Raw genomic sequence first — 24,499 nt, 5'->3', positions numbered from 1 at the left:
CGCCTGACCGTAGCATTCCTGATAATGATGACCGCCCCGACTGTGCATTCGCAGCCGGCGGGGACGGCTTTGTCTCCACCCAGTCGAAGGAACGCGTATGACCACCAAGCCAACCGGCGATATCGCCGCGCATCGCCTGTCGTCCACGCAACTCTCGTGCGAATTCGCCGATATCGCGCCGCTGCTCGATCCGACCGCGGCGGCGGCCGCCGCCAGCCGCTGCCACTACTGCTACGACGCACCGTGCGTGCAGGCCTGCCCGACGCAGATCGACATCCCGAGCTTCATTCGCAAGATCGGCAACGGCAACCTGAAGGGCGCCGCGACCGACATCCTGTCGGCGAATCCGCTCGGCGGGATGTGCGCACGCGTGTGCCCGACCGAGATCCTGTGCGAAGGCGCATGCGTGCGCAACCACCAGGATGCGCAGCCCGTTGCGATCGGCGCGCTGCAGCGGCATGCGACCGACTGGGCGATGGCGACCGGCGCGGTGCGCTTCACGCGCGCGCCCGACACGGGCCGCCACGTCGCGGTGGTCGGCGCGGGGCCGGCCGGGCTCGCGTGTGCGCACCGGCTCGCGCTCGCCGGGCATCGCGTCACGCTGTTCGACGCACGCCCGAAGGCCGGCGGTCTCAACGAGTACGGGATCGCCGCGTACAAGACCGTCGACGATTTCGCGCAACGTGAAGTCGAGTGGCTGCTGTCGGTGGGCGGCATCACGCTGCAGACCGGCGTCGCGCTTGGCCGCGACATCACGCTGGACGCGCTGCGCGAGCAACACGACGCGGTGTTTCTCGCGATGGGCCTCGCCGGCGTGCGCGCGCTCGCGATCGACGGCGAACAACTGGCCGGCGTGATGAACGCAGTCGACTTCATCGAGCAGGTACGGCAGGCCGACGCGCTGGAGAACGTGCCGGTCGGGCGGCGCGTGGTCGTGATCGGCGGCGGCAATACGGCCATCGATGCGGCGGTGCAAAGCCGCAAGCTCGGCGCCGATCGCGTGACGATGGTGTACCGGCGTGGCGTGGACGCGATGAGCGCGACGTGGGCCGAGCGCGAATTCGCGCAGAAGAGCGGCGTCACGCTCGTCACGCACGCGAAACCCGTGCGCATGGCGGGCGTGAACGGGCAGGTGACGGGTGTCGAGTTCGAGGCGGCATCGGGCGAGCGTTTCACCGTCGACGCGGACATGGTGCTGAAGGCGATCGGCCAGACGCTGGTGCCGGACGATGGCGCAGCCGCGCTGCTGACGGCGGACGCCACGCGTATCGCGGTGGATGCGGACGGGCGCACCGCATGGCCCGACGTGTGGGCCGGCGGCGACTGCGCGGCGACGGGCGGCATCGACCTCACGGTGCAGGCCGTGCAGGACGGCAAGCGCGCGGCCGCGTCGATCGACGCGGCGCTCGCGCAACGCGACGCGAAGGCCGCGTGAGCGCACCGCGCGCATCACATACCACCACGAGCACAACGAACACGACCCCACTCTCACGGAGCCGAACATGGCCGACCTTCGCTGCACCATCGCGGGCATCACTTCGCCGAATCCCTTCTGGCTGGCGTCCGCGCCACCGACCGACAAGGCCTACAACGTGAACCGCGCGTTCGAGGCGGGCTGGGGCGGTGTCGTGTGGAAGACGCTCGGGCTCGATCCGCACGTCGTCAACGTCAGTTCGCGCTACGGCGCCGTGCAGTGGAACGGCCAGCGCATCGCGGGGCTGAACAATATCGAGCTGATCACCGACCGTCCGCTCGACGTGAACCTGAGAGAGATCGCGCAGGTGAAGCGCGACTGGCCGGAACGCGCGCTGATCGTGTCGCTGATGGTGCCGTGCAACGAGCGGGACTGGAAATGGATCTTGCCGCTCGTCGAGGATACGGGCGCCGACGCGGTCGAGCTGAACTTCGGCTGTCCGCACGGGATGAGCGAGCGCGGGATGGGTGCGGCGGTCGGGCAGGTGCCCGAATACGTGGAGATGGTCACGCGCTGGGTGAAGGAAGGCACGAAGCTGCCGTGCCTCGTGAAGCTCACGCCGAACATCAGCGATATCCGGATGGGATCGCGCGCCGCGTACAAGGGCGGCGCGGACGGCGTGTCGCTGATCAACACGATCAACTCGATCGTCGCGGTCGATCTCGACCACATGGCGCCGATGCCGACCGTGGACGGCAAGGGTACGCACGGCGGCTATTGCGGCCCGGCGGTCAAGCCGATCGCGTTGAACATGGTCGCGGAGATCGCGCGCGACCCGGAAACGCCGAACCTGCCGATCTCCGGCATCGGCGGCATCTCGTCGTGGCGCGACGCCGCCGAGTTCATGGTGCTCGGCGCCGGCAGCGTGCAGGTGTGCACCGCGGCGATGCATTATGGATTCCGGATCGTGTCGGACCTCGCCGACGGCCTGTCGAACTGGATGGACGAGAAGGGTTACGCGACGCTCGACGATATCCGCGGCCGCGCGGTGCCGAACGTGACCGACTGGAAATACCTGAACCTGAAGTACGACATCAAGGCGCGCATCGACCAGGACCGCTGCATCCAGTGCGGGCTGTGCCATATCGCGTGCGAGGACACGTCGCACCAGGCGATCACGGCGACGAAGGACGGCGTGCGTCACTTCGAAGTGGTGGACTCGGAATGCGTCGGGTGCAATCTTTGCATGCATGTGTGTCCGGTCGAGCAATGCATCACGATGGAGCGTGTCGATTCGGGCGACTACGCGAACTGGACCACGCATCCGAACAATCCGGCGAGCGCGGACGCGGGGGCGAGTGCAGGTGCGGCGGCGGCACCCGAGAAGCACGCGAAGAAGGCTGCCTGACCGGCGTCCGGCGGCGCGGGAGAGCCCCGCACCGCCGCTTTTCGTTCCACCCGGGCCGGCACGCATGGTGCCGGCGCTGACGTTTTCGCGGAGTACGTTCGATGAATCACGCAGCGAATCCCGCCGATCCCGATGGCGCCGCGGCGCAGGGCGGCAGCCTGTACAACGACGACCTCGCGCCGACGACGCCGGCGCAGCGCACGTGGAAGTGGTATCACTTCGCGGCGCTCTGGGTCGGGATGGTGATGAACATTGCGTCGTACATGCTTGCGGCGGGGCTGATCCAGGAAGGCATGTCGCCGTGGCAGGCCGTGGCGACCGTGTTGCTTGGCAACCTGATCGTGCTCGTGCCGATGCTGCTGATCGGTCATGCGGGCGCGAAGCACGGGATTCCATACGCGGTGCTCGTGCGTGCGTCGTTCGGCACGCAGGGCGCGAAGCTGCCGGCGCTGTTGCGCGCGATCGTCGCGTGCGGCTGGTACGGGATCCAGACCTGGCTCGGCGGCAGTGCGATCTATACGCTGCTGAACATCCTGACCGGCAACGCGCTGCACGGTGCCGCGCTGCCGGTCATCGGCATCGGGTTCGGGCAGCTCGCGTGCTTTCTCGTGTTCTGGGCGCTGCAGCTCTACTTCATCTGGCACGGCACCGATTCGATCCGCTGGCTCGAGAGCTGGTCCGCGCCGATCAAGGTCGTGATGTGCGTGGCGCTCGTGTGGTGGGCGACGTCGAAGGCGGGCGGCTTCGGCACGATGCTGTCGGCGCCGTCGCAGTTCGCGGCGGGCGGCAAGAAGGCCGGGCTGTTCTGGGCGACCTTCTGGCCGGGCCTGACCGCGATGGTCGGCTTCTGGGCGACGCTCGCGCTGAACATCCCCGATTTCACGCGCTTCGCGCATTCGCAGCGCGACCAGGTGATCGGCCAGTCGATCGGGCTGCCGTTGCCGATGGCGCTGCTGTCGGTGGTGTCGGTCGTCGTGACGTCCGCGACCGTCGTGATCTACGGCAACGCGATCTGGGATCCGATCGACCTGACGAGCCGGATGACGGGCATCGGCGTGGGCATCGCGCTCGTGATCCTCACGCTCGACACGATGTGCTGCAACCTCGCCGCGAATCTCGTCGGCCCGGCCTACGATTTCTCGAGCCTGTGGCCGAAGGCGATCTCGTACCGCACCGGCGGGATGATTACCGCGACCATCGCGATCGTGATGATGCCGTGGAAGATCCTCGCGACGACGGACGGCTACATCTTCACCTGGCTCGTCGGCTATTCGGCGCTGCTCGGGCCCGTGGCGGGGATCATGATGGTCGACTACTTCCTGATTCGCGGCACGCGGCTCGACACGCGCGCGCTGTTCGACGAACGCGGCGGCTTCAGCTACGCGCGCGGCTGGAACCCGGCCGCGCTGGCCGCGCTCGCGGTCGGCGTGCTGCCGAACCTGCCCGGCTTCCTGCACACGGCATTTCCGGCGTCGTTCCCGAACGTGCCGGCGTTCTTCAACACGCTTTACACGTACGCGTGGTTCGTCGGCCTCGTGCTGGCGTCGGGCGTGTACGGCACCTGGATGAAGTGGCGCGCCGGACAGCGCGCGCAGATCGCGAGCGCATGACACGCGCGATGCGCTTGATGCGTGCGATGCGGCACCCGACAGTCAACGAGGAGGCAACCCCATGGCAATCCTGATTCGCGGCGGCACCGTGGTCGATGCGGACCGCTCCTATCGCGCCGACGTTCTGTGCGCGGACCCTGAAGACGGCGGCACGATCCTCCAGATCGCCGAGCAGATCGACGCGCCGGCCGGCGCGAGCGTCGTCGACGCGCACGACCAGTACGTGATGCCGGGCGGCATCGATCCGCATACGCACATGGAACTGCCGTTCATGGGCACGACCGCGAGCGACGATTTCTACTCGGGCACGGCCGCCGGGCTCGCCGGCGGCACGACGAGCATCATCGACTTCGTGATCCCGAGCCCGAAGCAGCCGCTGATGGACGCGTTCCGCGAATGGCGCGGCTGGGCCGAGAAGGCGGCGGCTGACTACGGCTTCCACGTGGCCGTGACGTGGTGGGACGAGAGCGTGCATCGCGACATGGGTACGCTCGTGCGCGAGCACGGCGTGTCGAGCTTCAAGCACTTCATGGCGTACAAGAACGCGATCATGGCCGACGACGAGGTGCTCGTGAACAGCTTCTCGCGTTCGCTCGAACTCGGCGCGCTGCCGACCGTGCACGCCGAGAACGGCGAGCTCGTGTTCCAGCTGCAGAAGGCGCTGCTCGCGCGCGGGATGACGGGACCGGAGGCGCATCCGCTGTCGCGGCCGCCGGAGGTCGAGGGCGAGGCCGCGAACCGCGCGATCCGCATCGCGCAGGTGCTCGGCGTGCCCGTGTACATCGTGCACGTCTCCGCGAAGGACGCGGTGGATGCGATCACGCGTGCACGCAGCGAAGGGCTGCGCGTGTTCGGCGAGGTGCTGCCGGGCCACCTGGTGATCGACGAGGCCGTTTATCGAGACCCGGACTGGACGCGCGCGGCCGCGCACGTGATGAGCCCGCCGTTCCGCTCGGCCGAGCATCGCGAGGCGCTGTGGCGCGGGCTGCAGGCGGGGCAACTGCATACGACGGCGACCGACCACTGCGTGTTCTGCGCGTCGCAGAAGGCGATGGGTCGCGACGATTTCACGAAGATCCCGAACGGCTGCGGCGGGGTCGAGGATCGCATGTCGGTGCTGTGGCATCACGGCGTGAATCACGGCCGCATCACGCCGAACGAGTTCGTGCGGATCACGTCGACGAACGCCGCGCAGATCTTCAACCTGTATCCGCGCAAGGGCGCCGTGCAGGTGGGCGCCGATGCCGACCTCGTCGTGTGGGACCCTGCTGCGACGAAGACGATCTCGGTGAAGACCCATCATCAGCAGGTCGACTTCAACGTGTTCGAGGGGATGACGGTGCAGGGCGTCGCGACGCATACGCTCACGCGCGGCGCGCTCGCATGGGCCGACGGCGAATTGCGCGCGGTGCGCGGTGCGGGCCGCTACCTGAAGCGCCCGCCGGCGGCCGGCTACTACGAGGCCGCGCGGATCGCGAACCGGCTGCGCGAACCGCATCCGGTCGAGCGCGCCGGCTGAACGGTGCGTAACGTGCGGGGCGTGTCGGGTCGAGCGGCACGCCCCGCATGCTTCCTCTTGCCTTCCCGTGCATGCCGGCACCGCTTCTGCCTGCTGCTCACCATCCCGCCAATTCTCTCAGTATTTGGGACGGATCGTAGCGTGATCCCGTCTTGCCGATCTCCCAGTATGTAGAAGAACTGAGCAAGTCGACGAAGCACGCGACGTTGCTCGAACGCGGCCATTTTGTTTGCGTTGTCGGCGTGCATGCCGGCGAGTAATATCCACCGACGGCGTTTCGCAGGCACGCCGGGCCTGCCCGCCGAACAGTCCAACAACATTGAGAGCAAGGAGTACGAGGTGGATATTCTGCGCAGTCTCCTGGGTATGCTGTTCCTGCTGCTGGTGGCCTATCTGCTGTCGAACAACCGGCGCGCGGTGAGCGGCCGGACCATGGTCGCCGCGCTGTGCACGCAACTGGCGATCGGCGCGCTGGTGCTGTTCGTGCCGTCCGGCCGCACGGCGCTGGCGGCGGCCGCGAACGGCGTCAATCGCGTGCTCGACATGGGCAATCACGGCATCGCGTTCGTGTTCGGCGGGCTCGTCGACAGCAGGATGTTCCAGCTGTTCGGCGACGGCGGGTTCGTGTTCGGCCTGCGCGTGCTGCCGATGATCATCTTCGTGACCGCACTGATCGCGGTGCTGTACTACATCGGCGTGATGAAGTGGATCGTTGCAATCCTCGGCGCCGCACTGGCGAAAGTGCTCGGCGTGAGCCGCATCGAGGCGTGCTCGGCCGTCGCGACGATCTTTCTCGGGCAGAGCGAGATGCCCGCGCTCGTGAAGCCGTTCGTGCGGAACATGACGAGCGCCGAGATCTTCACGGTGATGGCAAGCGGCATGGCGTCGGTCGCCGGCTCGGTGCTGGTCGGCTACGCCGGCCTCGGCGTGAAGATGGAATACCTGCTCGCCGCGTCGTTCATGGCGGTGCCCGGCGGCCTGCTGTTCGGCAAGCTGCTGTTTCCGACGGTCGAGCCGAGCCGTGTCGTGGTCGACGGGCTCGAGTTCGACGACAAGCGCGCCGCGAACGTGATCGAGGCGGCGGCGTCGGGCGCGTCGGTCGGGCTGCGGATCGCGATCAACGTCGGTGCAATGCTGATCGCGTTCGTCGGGCTCATCGCGCTGATGAACCTCATCGTCAGCGGCGCGGCGGCGTTCGCGGGCTTTCCGCAGATCACGCTCGTGGGTATCATCGGCCACCTGTTCGCGCCGCTCGCGTGGATCATCGGCGTGCCGTGGCACGACGCGGCACTGGCCGGCAACTTCATCGGCGAGAAGCTGATCTTCAACGAGTTCGTCGCGTATGGCGACCTGTCGCCGTACCTGAAGAGCGGCGAGCACGTCGCGGCGGCCGGCCTGCAGGTGCTCGACCCGAAGACGCTCGCGATCGTGTCGTTCGCGCTGTGCGGCTTCGCGAACTTCTCGTCGATCGCGATCCTCGCGGGCGGCTTCAGCGCGGTCGCGCCCGAGCGCCGCTCGGAAGTCGCGCGGCACGGCCTGCGCGCACTGACGGCCGCGACGCTGTCGAACCTGATGAGCGCGGCGATTGCGGGCCTGTTCTTTTCGCTCCATTGAACTTGCGCCTGAACCTGAACGATCGAGGAGAGGCAACGATGTTTTTACCGCAGGAATTCATTCGCCGGAAGCGCGACGGGCAGCCGCTCGATCGCGACGGGATCGCCGCGTTCGTGCGCGGCGTGACCGACGGCAGCGTGACCGAGGGCCAGGTGGCCGCGTTCGCGATGGCCGTGTTTTTCAACGACCTGAGCACCGACGAGCGCGTCGCGCTGACGCTCGCGCAGCGCGACTCGGGCGACGTGCTCGACTGGCGCGCGCTCGATCTCGGCGGGCCGGTGATCGACAAGCATTCGACCGGCGGCGTCGGCGATGTCGTGTCGCTGATGCTCGGGCCGATGGTCGCCGCGTGCGGCGGCTACGTGCCGATGATCTCGGGGCGTGGGCTCGGCCATACCGGCGGCACGCTCGACAAGCTGAGCGCGATTCCCGGCTACGACGTGACGCCCGATACGGACGCGTTTCGTCGCACGGTGCGCGAGGTCGGCGTCGCGATCATCGGGCAGACGGCGCGGCTGGCGCCGGCCGACATGCGCATCTACGCGATTCGCGACGTGACGGCGACCGTCGAATCGATCGCGATGATCACCGCGTCGATCCTGTCGAAGAAGCTCGCGGCCGGGCTCGACGGGCTCGTGATGGACGTGAAGGTCGGCTCCGGCGCATTCATGCCGACCGCCGAACAGTCGGCGGAACTGGCGCGCAGCATCGTCGACGTCGGCAACGGCGCCGGCATGAAGACGACCGCGATCCTCACCGACATGAACCAGTCGCTCGCGCCGTGCGCGGGCAATGCGCTCGAAGTGGCGTGCGCGATCGACTACCTGACGGGCAAATCGCGCCCGGCACGCCTGCATGACGTCACGATGGCGCTGTCGGCGGAGTTGCTCGTCACCGGCGGGCTGGCGCGCGACGTCGAGGCGGCGCGCGTGGAGTTGCAGCACGCGCTTGATTCGGGGGCGGCTGCGGAACGCTTCGCGAAGATGGTCACGGCGCTTGGCGGCCCCGCGGACCTGATCGACGCACCCGCGCGTCATCTTGCGCGGGCGGAGGTGATCGTACCGGTTCCGTCGCGCGTGAGCGGCGTCGTGCAGCGGGTCGATTGCCGCGCGCTCGGGCTCGCGGTCGTCGCGCTCGGCGGCGGGCGCACGCGCGCGGCGGACGCGATCGACTACAGTGTCGGCCTGACGGCGCTCGCGGAGATCGGGCAGCGTGTCGAAGCCGGCCAGCCGCTCGGCCATGTGCATGCCCGCGACGCAGCCGCCGCGGCGCACGCGGTGGATGCGATCCAGCGCAGCTATGTGCTGGGCGAGACGGGCGACGCGCCGCCGACCCTCTATCAGCGGATCGGCTGACCGATCGCACGGTGCGGATACCGGCGATCGCTTCACGCCACGGGCGTATCGTGGCGGCCGGGATGCGGCCGCGCCGATGCTCCCCGGCACACAATCGGAGGCACGACGAGATGGAACGACACGAACTGATCGAAGCGGCGAAGGAGGCGCGCGAACGCGCGTACGCGCCGTATTCCCGCTTCAAGGTCGGCGCCGCGCTGCTGGCGCGCGACGGGACGGTTTTTCACGGCTGCAATGTCGAGAACGCGTCTTACGGACTCTGCAACTGCGCGGAACGCACGGCGATGTTTTCGGCCATCGCCGCCGGTTATTTTCCGGGGGATTTCACGCGGCTCGCGGTCGTGGGCGACACGGTCGGCCCGATCGCGCCGTGCGGCGCTTGCCGCCAGGTGATCATCGAGATCGGCACGCCGGACATCGAAGTGATCCTGGCCAACCTGAACGGGGCCGTCGACGTCACGACGGCCCACGCATTGCTGCCGGGCGCGTTCCGCTTGTAACGAACGGCGCGCGCACCGGCGCGCCGCTCACGTCACGCGCCGTCGCGCGCTTCGCGGATCGGGATCACCGTGCGCGCGCCGCACTGGCGCAGCAGGTCGCGCAGCTCGTTGATGACCGGAAACACCTCGTGGTTCCAGTCGGCGCCCTGCCGGTCATGCGCTTCCTGCTCGCGCTCGACGATCCAGCGATCCTCGCGGAAGATGCGCTCGGTGAACCAGACGAGCAGCGGCCACGCGAGATCGAGCGCGAACGGTATGCCGGGCTTGTGGATCGACAGCAGTCCGAACGTGCGGTTGGTGCGCTGCTCGGCGTCGAGCGGGACATAGACGATCCACAGGTCCATCACGAGCGTGCCTTCGCTCGAGCGGATCTGCAGTGTCTGGTACGGATAACCGGTGCGCACCGTCATCACGCTCTTGTCCGCCTGCTCGCCCGGCTTCTTGCTCGCGCCGAACACGAGCGCCTCGCCGACCGGCTGCTTGCCTTCCATCCGCGCGAACGTGTAGTCCACCTCGACCCAGTCGTCGCCGCGACGCCGGCCGACCGAGCGCGCACGCATCTGCCCCATCTGCTTGCGATGCAGGAACTGATGGTTCATGTCCATCAGGTTCTCGTGCATGAACGAGTAGTGGCACTTGACCTCGCGGCCGAAGCGGCGCGTCTTGAACGCGCGGTCGTCCGCCGATTCGAGCGCGGGGAACGGCCGCGAGTCGGCGAGCGTCGCATCGCCCGGGAACACGAAGATCAACCCGTGCGCTTCGCGGCACGGATAGGCGCGCACGCCGTTGGGCAGGCGCTCGCGGCCGAGGTACGGCACGTCGACGCAGCGACCGCTGTCGCACGCGTAGGTCCAGCCGTGATAACAGCAGCGCAGCGTCTCGCCGCTCACGACGCCCGCGTGCAGCGGCACCTGGCGGTGCGCGCAACGATCCTCGAGCGCGTACACGGCGCCGGATTCGGTGCGCACGAGCACGATCGGATCGCCGGCGAAGCGCACGCCGAGTGTCTTGCCGCGTTTCAGCTCGCGCGACCACGCGAGCGGGTACCAGTAATCGGGATGAATCGGCACGCGGCGCAAGTCGCGCACGGCCGAGCCGGAAGAGGGTTCTCCAAGGGTGCCGCTGTCAGGGAAGGGCACTGCTCGCATGCGTGACGTCTCCGGGCTGGACTGGAATTCCGGGCGCCGCAAGATGCGGCGGGGATCTGGAGAAGTCTACGCGAAGTTGCCGGTCGCGGCGGACGCGATGCGGGTTTGCCCCGGCACGGCGCCCGCGGTTTCGTTGATGCAGCGCAAACCGGATCGCGGGCGGCTCGCGCCGGCCGTGCGTGGCCGCACGGGCTTCGGCCGCGCGGCGGGCGTTACCCGGTCAACCCCGTCACCCCGTCACGCGGCCGCGTGACCGCGTGGCGGTCACGAGCGCGCATCGCGCCACAGCACCGCGTCGGTGCGGTACAGCGCCGGGAAGTACTGCTTCAGCCCGGCGATCTTCGGCATGTCGTTGTACGCGATGTACGGCGCGTCGGGGTGCAGCTCGAGGTAGTTCTGGTGGTAGGCCTCGGCCGGGTAGAACCCCTTGTAGTCCTCGACGCGCGTGACGACCGGCGCCGGAAACACGTGCGCGGTGCCGAGCTGCGCGATGTACGCGGTCGCGACCGCGCGTTGCTGCGCGGTGGTCGGGAAGATCGCCGACCGGTATTGCGACCCTTCGTCGGGGCCCTGCCGGTTGAGCTCGGTCGGATCGTGCGCGACCGAGAAGAACACCTGCAGAAGCCGGCCGTACGTGATCCGGGTCGGGTCGTAGACGATGCGAACCGATTCCGCGTGCCCGGTCAGCCCCGAGCCGACGAGCGCATAGTGCGCCGTTTCGGACGCACCGCCCGCATAGCCGGCCGTGACCTGCTTCACGCCCTTCACGTGCTCGAATACGCCCTGCACGCCCCAGAAGCAGCCGCCGGCGAACACGGCCGTCTCGTCGTGCGATGTGCCGGGCGTTTCGTCGAGCGTGGGCGCGGGTACGGTGCGCATCGCCTCGGCGGAGTTGACGATGCGCTGGTAGCCGAACACGGCGAGAGCCGCGACGGCGATGGCGCCGATGCGGCGCAGCATCGCCGTGCGCCGTTGCGGCGCGGAACCGCGGGGGGAGGTGGTGTTCACGGTGTGCTCCTTCGGAAGGCGGAATGGAAAGCGGGGCCCGGACGCGGCGCCGGTGCGCCGCCCCCGGCCGGGATCAGCCGAACGTGAACGCATAGGCATTCACGCCGGGATCGAGAAACTCGATCGAGAACGTGCGATCGGCGATCGCGCCGGGTTGCCGGACCAGCTGGTACAGGCGTTGCCCGGTCACGGTGCCGTAGCCTTGCGCATCGACGTCGCTGCCGTGCGCGGCGCCGGGGGCCGCGCCGTCGAGCGTCACGCGAAAGCGCACCGGCTTGCCGTCCTCGCCGGGGCCGAGCACCAGGTGGAGGTCGCGCGCATGGAAGCGGTAGACGATGCGGCCGGCGGGCGCCGCGAGCGTCGCGCGTTCGGCGCCGACCCGCCACATGCCGGCGAGGCCCCAGTCGTTCAGATCGGGACGGGCCGGCTCGGCATAGTGAAACGCCGCATCGCGCACCACGCCGCCGGGCGACACGAAATCCTCGGCGCGTGCGTAGCCGACGTAGGTCTCGGGCGAGCGGACGTCCGCGCTGTCGGCCGCCGCGAGCGCACCCTTCGCGGGCGCGCCGGCGAGCCCGAGCGGCACGTTCAGTGCTTCCGGATGGCCGGCCTCGGCGAGCAGCGACTGGATCGCGCGCTCCGATTCCGCGTACTCGCCTTCGCCGAAGTGGTGACGGCGCACGCGGCCTTGCGCGTCGACGAAGTAGTGCGCGGGCCAGTATTCGTTGTTGAATGCGCGCCAGATCGCGAAACGGTTGTCGATTGCCACCGGGAAGTCGATGCCGAGGTCGTGCACGGCCTTCTTCACGTTGCCGATGTCGCGTTCGAACGCGAATTCGGGTGCGTGCACACCGATCACGACGAGCCCGTACGGCGCGTACTTGCGCGCCCACGCGGTCGTGTACGGCAGCGTGCGTAGGCAGTTGATGCACGAATAGGTCCAGAAATCGACCAGCACCACCTTGCCGCGCAGGCCGGCCGCCGTCAGCGGCGGCGAGTTCAGCCACTGCACCGCGCCGTCGAGCGACGGCAGCGTGCCTTCGACGGGCAGCGCGGCCGGCCCATGCGTCGCGTCCACCGCGCGCATCATCGCGCCGCCGGCCTGCGCGGCATCGGCTGTCGCGGCCATCATCGCGCCGCCGGAACCGTTCGCGGCATCGTTGGCCGAGCCGTCCGCCGCGCGTTCTGCCCCGTTCTCCGCCGAACCGCCGGCCGTGGCCATCGCGACCGGCGCGCCGCTCGCATGCCCGCCGAGTCGGTCGACGAGCTTCGTTTCGAGCCCGCCCGTCGTGACGGTCGACAGTTGTGCGAGCGCGCCCGTATCGAGGCCGAGCGCGATCGCGCCGACGCCGGCCAGCAGCGCCGCGCCGATTCCGCGCTTGATCCATTCGCCGGCGCCGAGCGAGCGCTTCATCGCGGCGAACACCTTGCCGCCGATCACCAGCGCGACGCCGAGCGACGTCGCCGCGCCGGCCGCATACGCGACCAGCAGCAGCGTCGTGCCGACGCTTGCGCCGCGCAGCGCGGCGCCGGTCAGCACGAGCCCGAGGATCGGGCCCGCGCACGGCGCCCACAGCAGGCCGGTCGCGACGCCGAGCAGCAGCGACGACGCGGGGCCGGCCGGGCGGCCGTCGCGTTGCGCGAAGCCGGTGAGCCGGTTGCCGGCGGCGACGAGCGGGCGCGTCAGGTGCTCCGCGAGACGCGGCATCAGCAGCGTCAGGCCGAACACCGCGAGCAGCACGATGGCGACCCAGCGGCCGGCCTGGTTGGCCTGCGCGACCCAGCCGCCGCCGACGGCCGCGAGCGTCGCGACGACGGCGAACGTGAGGGCCATGCCGGCCAGCAGCGGCAGGCCGGTGCGCACGAACGGCTGGTCGGCGCGCGCGAACACGAACGGCAGCACGGGCAGGATGCACGGGCTCAGGATCGTGAGCACGCCGCCGAGGTAGGCAAGGACGATGAGCAGCATGGTGCGTTCTCCAGTCGATCAGGCGTGGGGCCGGATCAGGCGGTGGCAGGGTGGAAGGCGAGGGCGAGGCCGTTCATGCAGTAGCGCAGGCCGGTCGGCGGCGGGCCGTCGTCGAACACGTGGCCGAGATGGCCGCCGCAGCGGCGGCAGTGCACTTCGGTGCGGATCATCCCGAACGACGCGTCGGTGTGGGTGGCGACCGCGTGGTCGAGCGGCTTCCAGAAGCTCGGCCAGCCCGTATGGCTGTCGAACTTGGCGGCCGACGAGAACAGCGCGAGGTCGCAGCCGGCGCACGCGAACGTGCCGTGCCGGTGCTCGTCGTTCAGCGGGCTGGTGTACGGGCGCTCGGTGCCGGCTTCGCGCAGGACCGTGTACTGGGCGGGCGTGAGCCGGCGATGCCATTCGGCGTCGCTGAGGGTGACTTCGAAAGGCGCGGCCGTCTGCGGAGTGGCCGGCGGCGCGGCGAACGCGCGGCCGACCAGCGCGCGGCGGCCGACGGACGACAGGGTCGCAAGCGCGGCGAGGCCGGTGGCGCCGGCGAACAGCAGATGTCTGCGGGTGGGCATGATGGGCTCCTGGCAGCAGGTCCTGAAAACATGCGCCCATCGTAGTCAGCGGTCGGTGTCGAAGTCCTCACGGAAAGTTAAATGAATCGTGAAGTCTGGGGGGTTTGGTTGGGGGGGCGCTGGAATCCGGACTTTGGCTTGCCGATAGAACCGTACCGGGATACGCGAGATGTCTGACCGAGGTCGCGAATCACACCGGGATGAGCAATCCCGGCTTGATCACCGCAGCCGATCCGGTGACGAAGTCGCCCTACAGTCACCACCGATTCATGATGGGGTATACCGGGATGCGGAAGGGGCGTAACGGGTGCAGACCGTGGTCTGCACCCGTTTTCATTTTCTGTTGATCTTCCTGAATCTTCTCTGCCACTGACTAGGTTGATCGGGAGCGTGGAAACATGCACTTCCCATCTTCTTGTCATCGTTGAAAATCATTCAATCTCGAAGCCAATTATCAAGATCGACCGGGGGCAACAAAATACAACATCGCACCCTCGTACAGGCATGAGCCATGCATTTCGACCACGCCACCATCGTTACCGATGACATCGACGGTACCCGTTGCTTTTTCGATGAGGTTGTCGGTCTCGATACCGGGCCCCGACCGCCGTTCAGCGTGGACGGCTATTGGTTGTACCTCGATCGTCACCCGATGATTCACGTTACGCGCGCGACGCTTCCTGCGCAAAAAGGTCGTAGCACACCGCGTATCGATCATATTGCGCTGCGCATCGACGCGCGTCGCGAATGGGAGGCGTTGATCGAGCGGCTGACCACCAGGCGGATCGACTACACATTGAGCGACGTGCCGTTGTCAAACGAGCGACAGCTGTTCGTGTCTATTGCTCCGGGCGTTTGCGTCGAGTTCGTGACGGCACTCGCAACCAATGATCAAGGCGATATCAAGAATGCTTGAATCGGTATGTCGGACTGTGACGCGCAGATCGAAGGCCGGCGTAACGTGACAGAGGCGGTGCATGCAGAGGGAGGGGGCGCATCTTTTTACAGCTCTGGCATGCAGGCAGGATGTCGCCCCCGGCTTTCCACGATGGTGCGTTGCCGGTCGCGCCATCGGCGGTGGTGTTCGAAGGACAGATTCTTAACGGAGGAAACGGGCGATGAAACTCAATGATCAAAGGGTGTTGGTGGTTGGCGGAAGCTCCGGGATAGGTGAAGCGACCGCACGTGCATTTGCGGAGGTCGGAGCGAAAGTGACGATTGCGTCGCGCGATGCGGCCAGGCTGGCGGCGAGCAAAGACAGGATCGGTTATGGCGTGAGCACCGGCGTGATGGACATTACCGACGACGCGAGCGTACATGCATTTCTCGATTCGGCGGGCGAATTCGACCACGTTGTCGTATCGGCCGCCCAGACAGCCACGGGGCCGGTGCGTGGTCTGGAGCTTGACGACGCCTACGCGGCGATGGACAGCAAGTTCTGGGGAGCGTATCGCATCGCACGGGCCGTCCGCATTCGGCAAGGTGGTTCCCTGACGTTTGTGTCGGGCTTTCTGAGTGTGCGGCCGAGCAAGAATTCGGTCTTGCAAGGCGCGATCAACGCAGCGCTTGAATCGTTGGCGAGAGGACTTGCGCTTGAACTTGCTCCGGTGCGTGTCAACACGGTATCTCCGGGCCTGATTGCGACACCTCTCTGGTCGAAGATCGATGCGGAAGCACGCGACCGGATGTACGAAGGCGCCGCGGCGCGATTGCCGGCCGGTCGAGTTGGACAACCCGAGGACGTCGCGAACGCCGTGCTCTACCTTGCGTCGACCCCTTATGCGACGGGTTCGACGGTGCTGGTAGACGGTGGTGGCGCGATCGCGTAGTACGCTGCGTCGGGACGCGTGCCGGTGAACCCAAAACATCATCGGACCTGACGGGCCGCGCCGTTGCGCGTGATCTTCCTTTACGGCCACTTGCTGGTATCGCGCGTCCGCGATTTAGCGGAACTCCTTCGTGAATCGCTCACGTCCGTCCGGAGTTGGGGCGAAGGGGAGTGTCCGCCTCATGAGCAGCCGTTCCGTCTACGCCACGGGCGTGTTCAGGATGTCGTCAACGCTGTCGAATACGCGGACGGCGGGACGGCTCCGACATGCGTACCGAATCGTCGCCTGGCGTTTCCAGGCCAGACGAACGAATCGTTTGCAACATCGCTTCTTCAAAACGTTCCATGGCGGGTGTAAAGGTCCTGCCGCGGCGCCAGCGCAACGCAGCGATGCGCGTCAGACCGTCGTCCGAGATAGTTGTCGTTTCAATTCGCGAGCCGGCCTGCACTGCCAGCGGGCTCGCGATTGTTGCGTAGTCGGCATGCTCGACGAGCCGTATCAGCGAATCGACATTGGCGGCCTCTACGCGAACGTTCAGCGCAATGTTTGCACTCGCGCATGCGGCGTCGATTTGCCCGCGCATGGCGAACGTCCGATTCAGCAGCGCGAGCGGCTGGGGCGCAACTTCCTGCAGGCTGACGGTCTTTCCGGCCTTGCGACGCTTGGATCGCCGGACGAGCGCCAGCCGTTCCGTGAACAACGTTCTCTGCTCGATGTCCGCATTCGACAAGTGAGAGAACGACACGCCGATATCCAGTTCAGTTTCGATCAGCCCTTGATCGATCGCCGCGGCCGGGAGTTCGTGAACGGACACGCGCAGCTGAGAATGCCGGGCGAGTAGCGTCGATATCGTCGGTATCACGAGCGATCTTGCGTAGGTGTCGATCGCACCAATGCGCAACGTGCCATGAACTTCGAGCGAGCGGTTCCGGACATTGGCAAGCGTCACGTCGAGTTTTTCCAGGATCGGCTCGACTTCCGCGAACAGGTCCGCACCCGCTTGAGTGAGCAGAATGCCGCGACCCACCCGATCGAACAACGTCACGCCGAGCAGATCCGCGAGCTCACGGAGGTGCTGCGAGAGTGCCGATTGAGTCAAATGCAGTCGGGCTGCCCCGCGGGTCACACTGCCCGAGCGTGCGACCGCAATGAAGCTGCGCAGCAGGCGAAGATCGATGGCTGAATACATAACAGGGGCTAATGAATTGATGCGCGAAACATTAATTTACATCAGGTGATCCGAATCCTAACCTCTCACCCACGCATTTTTTCAACAGAGGTGAAGACATGCCGCACCTGATCATCGAATCCACGCCCGGGATTGCGCGACTGATCGATTTCCGCTCCTTGACGGGCACGTTGCACGAACGGCTCGCGGCACAAGGGCACGCTTTGCTATCCGAATTGAAGAGCCGCACCTATACGGCCGAGCAGTTCTTGTCCGGAGATGATCCGACAAACGAATTCGTCGTCGTCAGGCTGCTGCTGACGAAACCCAGGAGCGAGCCGGTACTGCACGAAATGGGGAGACTGATTCACGACGTCGTGCGAGACGACGTCGAGCGTATCCAGCCGGCGTTCGGCTGGCAGTGCTGCGTACTCGTCTGCGATTTCAGCGGCGCGCCGTACATCAAGACCGTTCGTGACGGGACCCACGCCGAGACGGGTGCTTCTGCATGACGTGGCACGTATCAACAACAATTCATGGAGACTGAAATGGACATCATGCGCAGCATCGGGTGTGAGACGCCCGACGAACGGAAAGCAATCCCGGCAGACTCGTCGCCCGCGGATCTCGACGCACTATATCGACGCATCGGTTGGAAACTGATGCCGTTGCTTCTGGTGGCTCAGGTTCTTGCGTATCTCGACCGGGTTAACGTCGGGGCCGCGAAACTGCAGATGGCAGGTGATCTTGGATTGAGCGACACCGTCTACGGTATCGGCGCGGGGATATTCTTCGTCGGCTATTTCTTGTTCGAGGTACCGAGCAACCTCATGCTGCATCGTGTGGGCGCGCGCGTGTGGATTGCCCGCATCATGGTGACCTGGGGTATCGTTTCGGCCGCTGCGGCGTGGGTACATTCTCCCGCCACTTTCTATCTGCAGCGGTTGATCCTTGGCGTAGCGGAGGCCGGATTTTTCCCTGGCATCGTGCTGTATCTGACCTACTGGTTTCCTGCTCACCGGCGCGGCCGGATGACGACGCTGTTCATGAGCGCGACGGCGGTCGCAGGCATTGTCGGCAACATGCTGTCGGGTTGGATCATGACGAATCTCGACGGATTCGCGGCGCTGTCCGGATGGCAATGGACGTTTGTAATCGAAGGCTTGCCGACGGTCGTCGTGGGTCTCGCCGTGCATTATCTGCTTCCGAGCCGCCCGAACGATGCCCGCTGGCTGTCGCCGGAAGAGGCGGATGCGGTGTTGCGAGGCCTCGATGTCAATGCAGGTCGTGCCGAGGAGACGCAGCGCGCATCCAGGTTGTCGGCGTCGGAGATGGTGTTGCTGACGACGATCTATTTCCTGCTTCTCGTCGGTCTGTACGGAATCGGCTTTTGGCTTCCGACGCTCGTGAAGGACACGGGTCTGACGAAACTGTCATGGATCGGCGTTTGCAGTGCGATTCCGTATTTGATTGCGGTGCTGGCGATGAATGTCGGAGCACGTAGCGCGGATCGTGCGGGTAACTGGGCGGCCTATGTCGTAGGCGGCGCCGGTGTGGCATCGGTTGGTTTCATTTTGAGCGCATCGTTCAGTGGCGCTCTGCCAGCCGTGATCGCGGGGCTTTCACTCGCCGCAGCGGGCACGCTGACCGCATTGCCTCTGTTCTGGCATCTGCCGACCATGCGATTGACCGGCACGGCCGCGGCAGCGGGGATTGCGACGATCAATTGTTTCGGAAACCTTGCGGGCTTCGCCGGACCGATCGCGTTCGGGTGGTTGAAAGACCGTCATCACGATGCGATCGGGCCGACCATGTTGCTGGCACTGAGTGCCTTGGCGGCTGCGGTACTCACCGCGATTTATCGGCGGGTGGCGAGGCATTGAAGAGACGCATGCCGAGTTTGCCTGACCTGTCTCGGTGGGATCCGAATTCTTTGGTCTGGATTGAAAGTCTATTCATTTCAAGGCCCATTTTCAAAATATGGGCGTTTGCCGAAAATTAATCCCACGCGCACGGTTTGGCGCGACATTCAATTTCTGTTCATTCGTCATCATGCACCGCAACGCGGTGACATAGACGCGCTTGTGCGTCATGTGGAGCTTATCTATGGCAATTCAGGTCGATCAAACGGATCGTGATTCAGTCAATCGGGCGCCGGATCAGCCGACGCGCCGTTCCTTCCTGACCAAGACCGGTGTCGGCGCGGGTGCTTTCGCCGTCGGTGCGATGCTTCAAACGGCACAGGTCGGCGCGCAAACGAATCATTCCCAACCGAACGCGGTAGCCGCGCCCGGGCGGGGAGAATTCTGGCCTGACGGCGCGCGGCTGGTCATTTCAATCTCGATGCAGTTCGAGGCGGGCGGGCAGCCCCCGAAGGGGGCCGACAATCCGTTCCCGAAGGTCGATTTCCCGGCGAGTGTCCCCGCCGATCTGGCCGCCGAAGCGTGGTTTGCGTATGGATACCGCGAAGGGATTCCCCGGATGCTGGATCTCTGGGATCGCCACGACGTGAAGGTGACGGCTCATATGATCGGCGAGGCAGCGAAGCGGCATCCGGAGATTGCTCGGGAGATCGTGGCGCGTGGCCATGAAGCGTCGGGCCACGGGCCGACGTGGAACTCGCAGTACGCGATGTCGCGGCCACAGGAACGCGAGTTCTTGATCCAGGCGCGATCGATGGTGGAAGAGGTGACTGGTCAACGCCCGATCGGCTATAACGCGAACTGGCTGCGACGCGGCCCGAACACACTGTCGTTGCTGCAGGAACTCGGTTACGTCTATCACATCGACGATACGAGCCGTGATGAGCCGTTCATCGAAAAGGTCAACGGCAAGGATTTCGTTGTGGTTCCGTACACACTGCGCAATAACGACATCCTGTTGGTCGAGGGCCGGAATTACTCTCCGGAAAAATTCCTCGAACAGATCAAGTTCGATTTCGATCAGCTGTACGAAGAGGCGGGATCGCGTCGACGCATGATGTCGATCAGCGCGCATGACCGTATCAGCGGAACGCCGCAGATGACACGTGCATGGGACGCGTTTCTGCGTTATGCGAAGAGCCATCCCGGCGTTGCGTTCATGCGCAAGGACGACATTGCACGGTTCGTACTGAAAAGCCCGATTACGGTACGCGAAAGCGAGACGATCTAGGGTACTGCCCGAGCGGCTTCGCACTGATGCGATCGCGCAGTACGTATTCCCGCCTGAACATTCAACGCCGCATCATTTCCGGATTCATTTCATTTTTTTCGAGCACACCGCAAAAGAGCCTGACATGAAAACCAGCACCGTCGTTTCCGTCGTTTCCCGCATCGCGTTGGCCGCCGCCACAGCTGCTGCCGCATTGCCTGCCGTTTCCGCCACCGACGACAATCTCGTGCAACCGAAAACGCTGATTGTCGACAAGAGTCTGTCGAAGCATCAGGCCGAGCAACAGATCCGTGCGGCACGCCTTTACGATACCTTCTGGAGCACGGGTGACGAGGCCCAGGCTCGCGAGGCGCTGGCGGCCGATTTCACCGACCGCACGTTGCCCGCCGGCCGGCCGCAGGGCATCGCGGGGCCACTCGCGGCATCGAAGAGTTTCCATGGCGCCGTGCCGGATGTTCACGCCGACGTCGAACAGATGATCGTCGCAGGCGACCGCGTCATCACCCATCTGCACTTCACCGGTCACTTCACGGGCAGCTTCAACGGCGTGCAGGGAAAGGGGCAGGTGGTCGACTTCATCGCGACGGACATCTATCGCGTTCGCGACGGCAAGATCACCGACAACTGGCATCTCGAGGACAATCTGACGTTCCTCCAGCAGCTCGGCGTGGTCGCCAGGTAAACGGGCATGAGGCCGATCCCGACGGTCGGCCTTTCCTGATTCGATCTGCATCGCGTTACCATGCCGGGGCTCGCGCGGAGCATCGCGCGGCACAACCCATCATTATTTTCGCGTGACGCGATCATGGACAATCTCGGTGATATTCGCCTCTTCGTTGAAACGGCAAGCCAAGGCAGTCTTTCGGCTGCCGGCAGAAAGCTCGGCCTCTCTCCCGCGGCGGCGAGCGCCCGGCTCGTGAAGCTCGAGGGAGAACTCCATACTCAGCTGTTCGAGCGGTCGACCCGCAAGCTGCGCCTCACCGACGAAGGTCGCCTGTACCTCGTACATTGCCAGCATGCGCTGCAAACCCTGGAAGATGCGCGCGCTGCATTGCAGGCCGGACGGGCGTCGGTGAGTGGGGCGTTGCGCGTGTCGGCTACCTCCGATTTCGGACGCACCGTGCTACGTCGATGGCTCGACGAATTCAACGAACGCCACCCGAACGTCACGCTGACGCTGGTCCTGTCCGATTCGCTGTCACATTTGCTGCAGGACGACATCGATCTCGCGATCCGCTTCGGCGTGCCGGCCGACAGTTCGATGGTCGCCAAGCGCATGGCCGACAATCGCCGTGCACTATGTGCGTCGCCCGACTACATTGCCGCGCACGGTATGCCGAACCATCCCGACGATTTGCGTGAACATCGGTTCATCGTACTTTCTTCGGCAGCGGGCGCGGCGAACAACTGGCGTTTCGCGCGCGATGGCGAGACAGCATTGTTCACGGCACCGCTCGACAGTTCACGTCAAACGAACGACGGTTCGCTTGCCCGCGAATGGGCGATAGAGGGTCGCGGCGTGGCCATGAAGTCGATCTGGGACATCGGCGCAGATCTGCAGGCCGGGCGGCTGAAGCTGCTCCTGCCGGAGTGGCGTTGCCCGGACGTGCCAGTGAACGCACTCTTTCAACGCACGCTTTATATGGCACCGCGCGTGCGCACATTGCTCGACTTCCTCGAAAAGCAGTTCTCCGAAGCTTCAGAAGCGTTAGCGCCGTTTCTGCGATAGCTCGCCTTTATCGGCGGCTATCGGTTTGACCTGTATCCGCACAGATCATTGCGGCCAGTGAGCGAGTCGCGGGGAGGTCGGTGGTACTCACGGTTTCGAGTCGTTTCTGTCGTGCCGGAAATGCTGCGAGTGCTCGTCGCCTGTTCAGGGTGACCTGGACCCATCACGTGTGGGCCGGGCGCGAGGCATCGCGTCACGGAATGTCCGCTCGCCGTCTTCGTACGGCTCGGGAAGAGGCGATCCCGCTACGCGACGACACGGAGCCGGGTTCGACGCGACGCTCGCCGTTTTCCTCGCAGCCGGACACGACCAAGGTGATCCGGCATGCACGGGACTGTCAGCGAGCGCCGATTTTGGGCCTCCCGTTACCGGTCGTACTCGAAGGACTCGGTAAAGAGCGTGTCGACCGGATCGGACCAGTTCAAATTCACGAACGAGAAGTCCGTGCTGCCGGTCCAGCCGGCGACCGACGGAAACGCCACGCCCTGGTCGCCCGGCACGTTGAGCGTCACCGCAGCGCCCGGCTGGACCGGCAACGCCGATGCCGAACCATTGACGAACGTCGCCGCCGTCTGCCCGGCCGCGGTTGCGCGAATCTGCACGTTGCCGCGCTTGACGAACGGCAGTCCGGCTTTCGACGTCCAGGCCAGCGGAAAGGTCGTGCCGCCCACGAATGTATCGGGAGTGCCCGGCGTCAGCTTGTCGCGCGTGGATTGCGCCAGCTCGTGCCACGCGTACTGGCGCAGCGCTTCGGGAAGCGGCGACGGCGTACGCAACCGAACCGTGTAGTGTTTGGCTGGGGTCGACGTGTTGCCGTTCTGATATACGTCGATCGTATAGGCGCTGAACGGCTTGATGTCGGCCAGCTCGGCGGCACTCAGTTGCGGTTTCGCCCACGCGGTATTGTTGCGCGGCGCGTCGCCGGGCCACGTGAACTGGCCCTGGGTGGCCGGATCCTGCGCGACGCCGGCGAGGCGGAAATTGTTGCGGCACAGCGCATTCTTCGCCAGCGCGGCAAGCTGCGCCGGCGTCTGCCCGCTCGCGATCTGCGCCCGGATGTTCAAGGTGTCGCAGGTGCCGCTCGACGGCTGCAGGAACACGCCGTTGCGCAAGCCGGGGCCGTTCACGATCGCGAAGTCCACGGCGGTACCGGTCGCATCGACAGCGCCCACCTGGAGGTTGAGCGAATCGACGAATGCATTGGTTCCCGTCGACGGGTTGGCCGGATTCAGCCAGTCCCATTTTTGCGCGTTCGCGTTCACCTTGCTCAATACCGCGCGCTGATTGCCGACCACGCGCCAGCCGTTGTCGCCGCTCGCGAGACTGCCCGCCCGCACCGCCAGTTGCACATGCTGCTGCATGCCGTCGCGAATGCCATCGCTGCGCGTCCACGCGAGCTTGACCCACATCGTGTCACCGGCAACGACGCGGATGACTTCCGGCAAGCTGAAGCTGGCGTTGTTCATTGCATCGTCGGCCACGATCCCCGGCGTTCTGCCGGCCACTGCACCGAACTCCTGGTCGGCCGACATCCCGTTGTTGAGATATGCAGCCGGCACGCCGGCGTTCAGCGCATTCGATGCGACGTCGTCCACGAAGATCCGGCCGCACGCCGCTACGCTGCCGCCCGTTCGCGCGGTGCCGGTCGAGCCGGCGAAGCACTGGTTGAGTGCGGTCTGCAATGCGGCCAGATCGCTGGCGCTCGGCAAATTCGACACTACCGCACCATTGATGGTCGCGGCGGCCGGCAGGCTCGCCTTGTCGCCGGCCTGCGGCGCGACACCAGGTGCTAGCTGAAGCTGTACCGGCGTATCGCTGGACGCGCCTGCCACCGAACTGATCTGGACGCCGCCATCCGGCAGCACGTTGACCTTCACCTGGTCGAGCAGCCGGTCGAGGCCCGGTGCGCCGGCGGTCAGCGGGCCGGAAATCAGGTCGACACCCGTATTGCCGGTCGCGGCCAGCAGGTCCGATAGCGCAGACGAATAAGCTTGCACGGTGCTCGCAACTGCCTGCGCGGTGACTTTGCTCTGCAGCAAGCCGGTGTCGGCGAGCAGCTTCGTCGGGTTGTCGCCGATGATCGTGGCGGCGATTGCGTTCGTGATCGGCGTGATGTTGATGGTCTGCGTGCCGGCTTTCGCGCTGAGCGCGATCAACGTGGCCTGCGAATCGGCGACGTTGCCGTACGCGGACAATGCGTACGGCGCGCTCAAGCCCGTTACGGTGCAATGAAACGCGCCGGTCGACGCATCGGCCGGGCAGTCTACCGCTTTGCCGGTGGCATCGACCAGCTTCACGGTGGAACCCTGCATCGCCGCGCCGGCGGCCGCGACCCCACTGACCGTCTGTGCTGTTGGTTCGGCAGGCGACGAGGACGAACTGCTACCGCCGCCGCAAGCCGACAGGACGAGCACTGCGATACCGGATACGACAGGTGTGAGCTTCATTGTTTTTCCCCCGGGAGCCTGCTGGTTGATACGTGCCATATGCACTGCTCATGCACGCTGAA

The 24,499-nt window shown here is 65.9% G+C and carries 20 protein-coding genes and 1 pseudogene; 15 read left to right on the top strand and 6 right to left on the bottom strand.

All coding sequences use genetic code 11. From position 1 onward, the window contains the following. Positions 1–97: 97 nt before the first annotated feature. The 7 genes from ACTJLD_RS32850 (at position 98) to ACTJLD_RS32820 (ending at position 9,420) form a co-directional block, all read left to right on the top strand. On the top strand, positions 98–1,435 hold the full coding sequence (locus ACTJLD_RS32850) for an NAD(P)-dependent oxidoreductase (protein WP_060172615.1): 1,338 nt from the start codon (positions 98–100) through the stop codon (positions 1,433–1,435). Positions 1,436–1,502: 67 nt separating this feature from the next. Beyond that, positions 1,503–2,822 carry an NAD-dependent dihydropyrimidine dehydrogenase subunit PreA gene (gene preA, locus ACTJLD_RS32845; RefSeq protein ID WP_021156780.1) on the top strand — a complete coding sequence of 440 codons (1,320 nt, stop codon included), beginning with the start codon at positions 1,503–1,505 and terminating at the stop codon, positions 2,820–2,822. A gap of 101 nt (positions 2,823–2,923) precedes the next feature. Next, positions 2,924–4,432: an NCS1 family nucleobase:cation symporter-1 gene (locus tag ACTJLD_RS32840; protein WP_027792247.1), complete on the top strand. Its 1,509-nt coding sequence runs from the start codon at positions 2,924–2,926 to the stop codon at positions 4,430–4,432. Positions 4,433–4,493: 61 nt separating this feature from the next. Then, positions 4,494–5,951, top strand: coding sequence for a dihydropyrimidinase (gene hydA / locus ACTJLD_RS32835; RefSeq protein ID WP_021156782.1), 1,458 nt, complete (start codon positions 4,494–4,496; stop codon positions 5,949–5,951). A 339-nt stretch (positions 5,952–6,290) separates the two neighbouring features. Further along, positions 6,291–7,565: a NupC/NupG family nucleoside CNT transporter gene (locus tag ACTJLD_RS32830; protein WP_440660744.1), complete on the top strand. Its 1,275-nt coding sequence runs from the start codon at positions 6,291–6,293 to the stop codon at positions 7,563–7,565. A gap of 38 nt (positions 7,566–7,603) precedes the next feature. Then, the gene (deoA, locus tag ACTJLD_RS32825; protein WP_060172619.1) at positions 7,604–8,920 is read left to right on the top strand and encodes a thymidine phosphorylase; all 1,317 of its coding nucleotides are present in this window, start codon (positions 7,604–7,606) and stop codon (positions 8,918–8,920) included. Between the two features lie 110 nt (positions 8,921–9,030). Beyond that, entirely contained in the window at positions 9,031–9,420 is a 390-nt protein-coding gene (locus tag ACTJLD_RS32820; protein ID WP_060172621.1) for a cytidine deaminase, read from the top strand. A gap of 32 nt (positions 9,421–9,452) precedes the next feature. On the opposite strand, the gene ACTJLD_RS32815 is transcribed toward ACTJLD_RS32820, so the two are convergent. The 4 genes from ACTJLD_RS32815 to msrB all read right to left on the bottom strand — a co-directional run bounded on the left by ACTJLD_RS32815 (position 9,453) and on the right by msrB (position 14,111). Continuing rightward, a complete protein-coding gene (locus ACTJLD_RS32815; RefSeq protein ID WP_027792251.1) occupies positions 9,453–10,568 on the bottom strand; it encodes an aromatic ring-hydroxylating oxygenase subunit alpha in 1,116 nt (371 codons plus the stop codon). Between the two features lie 264 nt (positions 10,569–10,832). Next, entirely contained in the window at positions 10,833–11,528 is a 696-nt protein-coding gene (gene msrA, locus ACTJLD_RS32810; protein WP_049096759.1) for a peptide-methionine (S)-S-oxide reductase MsrA, read from the bottom strand. Positions 11,529–11,649: 121 nt separating this feature from the next. Then, positions 11,650–13,545: a cytochrome c biogenesis protein DipZ gene (locus ACTJLD_RS32805; protein WP_124839697.1), complete on the bottom strand. Its 1,896-nt coding sequence runs from the start codon at positions 13,543–13,545 to the stop codon at positions 11,650–11,652. A gap of 35 nt (positions 13,546–13,580) precedes the next feature. Then, positions 13,581–14,111, bottom strand: a complete 531-nt coding sequence (gene msrB / locus ACTJLD_RS32800; RefSeq protein WP_021156789.1) for a peptide-methionine (R)-S-oxide reductase MsrB — start codon at positions 14,109–14,111, stop codon at positions 13,581–13,583. A gap of 511 nt (positions 14,112–14,622) precedes the next feature. Here msrB and ACTJLD_RS32795 point away from each other — a divergent pair. The 3 genes and pseudogenes from ACTJLD_RS32795 (at position 14,623) to ACTJLD_RS32785 (ending at position 15,940) form a co-directional block, all read left to right on the top strand. After that, positions 14,623–15,027 carry an extradiol dioxygenase gene (locus ACTJLD_RS32795; protein WP_124918985.1) on the top strand — a complete coding sequence of 135 codons (405 nt, stop codon included), beginning with the start codon at positions 14,623–14,625 and terminating at the stop codon, positions 15,025–15,027. 24 nt (positions 15,028–15,051) lie between these two features. Next, positions 15,052–15,209 (top strand): annotated as a pseudogene (locus tag ACTJLD_RS32790) (alkene reductase); the annotation flags it as partial. Between the two features lie 20 nt (positions 15,210–15,229). Further along, the gene (locus ACTJLD_RS32785; protein WP_222211188.1) at positions 15,230–15,940 is read left to right on the top strand and encodes an SDR family oxidoreductase; all 711 of its coding nucleotides are present in this window, start codon (positions 15,230–15,232) and stop codon (positions 15,938–15,940) included. Between the two features lie 226 nt (positions 15,941–16,166). Here the strand turns inward: ACTJLD_RS32785 and ACTJLD_RS32780 are convergent, their stop codons facing one another. Next, positions 16,167–17,129 carry a LysR substrate-binding domain-containing protein gene (locus tag ACTJLD_RS32780; RefSeq protein ID WP_124533603.1) on the bottom strand — a complete coding sequence of 321 codons (963 nt, stop codon included), beginning with the start codon at positions 17,127–17,129 and terminating at the stop codon, positions 16,167–16,169. A 98-nt stretch (positions 17,130–17,227) separates the two neighbouring features. On the opposite strand from ACTJLD_RS32780, the gene ACTJLD_RS32775 reads away from it, so the two are divergent. From ACTJLD_RS32775 to ACTJLD_RS32755, 5 genes are all read left to right on the top strand, one after another. Next, on the top strand, positions 17,228–17,620 hold the full coding sequence (locus ACTJLD_RS32775; RefSeq protein WP_060082703.1) for a 5-carboxymethyl-2-hydroxymuconate Delta-isomerase: 393 nt from the start codon (positions 17,228–17,230) through the stop codon (positions 17,618–17,620). A 45-nt stretch (positions 17,621–17,665) separates the two neighbouring features. Beyond that, positions 17,666–18,991, top strand: coding sequence for an MFS transporter (locus tag ACTJLD_RS32770; protein ID WP_440660772.1), 1,326 nt, complete (start codon positions 17,666–17,668; stop codon positions 18,989–18,991). Positions 18,992–19,214: 223 nt separating this feature from the next. Then, on the top strand, positions 19,215–20,261 hold the full coding sequence (locus tag ACTJLD_RS32765; RefSeq protein ID WP_440660740.1) for a polysaccharide deacetylase family protein: 1,047 nt from the start codon (positions 19,215–19,217) through the stop codon (positions 20,259–20,261). 124 nt (positions 20,262–20,385) lie between these two features. Then, positions 20,386–20,943 carry an ester cyclase gene (locus ACTJLD_RS32760; RefSeq protein WP_124816213.1) on the top strand — a complete coding sequence of 186 codons (558 nt, stop codon included), beginning with the start codon at positions 20,386–20,388 and terminating at the stop codon, positions 20,941–20,943. Between the two features lie 123 nt (positions 20,944–21,066). Then, the gene (locus ACTJLD_RS32755) at positions 21,067–21,990 is read left to right on the top strand and encodes a LysR family transcriptional regulator (RefSeq protein ID WP_060319095.1); all 924 of its coding nucleotides are present in this window, start codon (positions 21,067–21,069) and stop codon (positions 21,988–21,990) included. 365 nt (positions 21,991–22,355) lie between these two features. On the opposite strand, the gene ACTJLD_RS32750 is transcribed toward ACTJLD_RS32755, so the two are convergent. After that, positions 22,356–24,437: a hypothetical protein gene (locus tag ACTJLD_RS32750; RefSeq protein WP_440660738.1), complete on the bottom strand. Its 2,082-nt coding sequence runs from the start codon at positions 24,435–24,437 to the stop codon at positions 22,356–22,358. Between the last annotated feature and the right edge of the window lie 62 nt (positions 24,438–24,499).

Origin of the sequence: Burkholderia sp. 22088 (assembly GCF_052045915.1) — a bacterium.
Taxonomy (GTDB): Bacteria; Pseudomonadota; Gammaproteobacteria; order Burkholderiales; family Burkholderiaceae; genus Burkholderia; species Burkholderia cepacia.
This window is presented reverse-complemented; position numbering and strand designations above follow the sequence as displayed.

What these genes read in the sequence shown, in the direction of transcription:
- ACTJLD_RS32850 (WP_060172615.1), top strand. Translation starts at nt 98, where the DNA reads ATGACCACCAAGCCAACCGGCGATATCGCCGCGCATCGCCTGTCGTCC.
- preA (WP_021156780.1), top strand. Translation starts at nt 1,503, where the DNA reads ATGGCCGACCTTCGCTGCACCATCGCGGGCATCACTTCGCCGAATCCC.
- ACTJLD_RS32840 (WP_027792247.1), top strand. Translation starts at nt 2,924, where the DNA reads ATGAATCACGCAGCGAATCCCGCCGATCCCGATGGCGCCGCGGCGCAG.
- hydA (WP_021156782.1), top strand. Translation starts at nt 4,494, where the DNA reads ATGGCAATCCTGATTCGCGGCGGCACCGTGGTCGATGCGGACCGCTCC.
- deoA (WP_060172619.1), top strand. Translation starts at nt 7,604, where the DNA reads ATGTTTTTACCGCAGGAATTCATTCGCCGGAAGCGCGACGGGCAGCCG.
- ACTJLD_RS32820 (WP_060172621.1), top strand. Translation starts at nt 9,031, where the DNA reads ATGGAACGACACGAACTGATCGAAGCGGCGAAGGAGGCGCGCGAACGC.
- ACTJLD_RS32815 (WP_027792251.1), bottom strand. Translation starts at nt 10,568, where the DNA reads ATGCGAGCAGTGCCCTTCCCTGACAGCGGCACCCTTGGAGAACCCTCT.
- msrA (WP_049096759.1), bottom strand. Translation starts at nt 11,528, where the DNA reads ATGCTGCGCCGCATCGGCGCCATCGCCGTCGCGGCTCTCGCCGTGTTC.
- ACTJLD_RS32805 (WP_124839697.1), bottom strand. Translation starts at nt 13,545, where the DNA reads ATGCTGCTCATCGTCCTTGCCTACCTCGGCGGCGTGCTCACGATCCTG.
- msrB (WP_021156789.1), bottom strand. Translation starts at nt 14,111, where the DNA reads ATGCCCACCCGCAGACATCTGCTGTTCGCCGGCGCCACCGGCCTCGCC.
- ACTJLD_RS32795 (WP_124918985.1), top strand. Translation starts at nt 14,623, where the DNA reads ATGCATTTCGACCACGCCACCATCGTTACCGATGACATCGACGGTACC.
- ACTJLD_RS32785 (WP_222211188.1), top strand. Translation starts at nt 15,230, where the DNA reads ATGAAACTCAATGATCAAAGGGTGTTGGTGGTTGGCGGAAGCTCCGGG.
- ACTJLD_RS32780 (WP_124533603.1), bottom strand. Translation starts at nt 17,129, where the DNA reads ATGTATTCAGCCATCGATCTTCGCCTGCTGCGCAGCTTCATTGCGGTC.
- ACTJLD_RS32775 (WP_060082703.1), top strand. Translation starts at nt 17,228, where the DNA reads ATGCCGCACCTGATCATCGAATCCACGCCCGGGATTGCGCGACTGATC.
- ACTJLD_RS32770 (WP_440660772.1), top strand. Translation starts at nt 17,666, where the DNA reads ATGCGCAGCATCGGGTGTGAGACGCCCGACGAACGGAAAGCAATCCCG.
- ACTJLD_RS32765 (WP_440660740.1), top strand. Translation starts at nt 19,215, where the DNA reads ATGGCAATTCAGGTCGATCAAACGGATCGTGATTCAGTCAATCGGGCG.
- ACTJLD_RS32760 (WP_124816213.1), top strand. Translation starts at nt 20,386, where the DNA reads ATGAAAACCAGCACCGTCGTTTCCGTCGTTTCCCGCATCGCGTTGGCC.
- ACTJLD_RS32755 (WP_060319095.1), top strand. Translation starts at nt 21,067, where the DNA reads ATGGACAATCTCGGTGATATTCGCCTCTTCGTTGAAACGGCAAGCCAA.
- ACTJLD_RS32750 (WP_440660738.1), bottom strand. Translation starts at nt 24,437, where the DNA reads ATGAAGCTCACACCTGTCGTATCCGGTATCGCAGTGCTCGTCCTGTCG.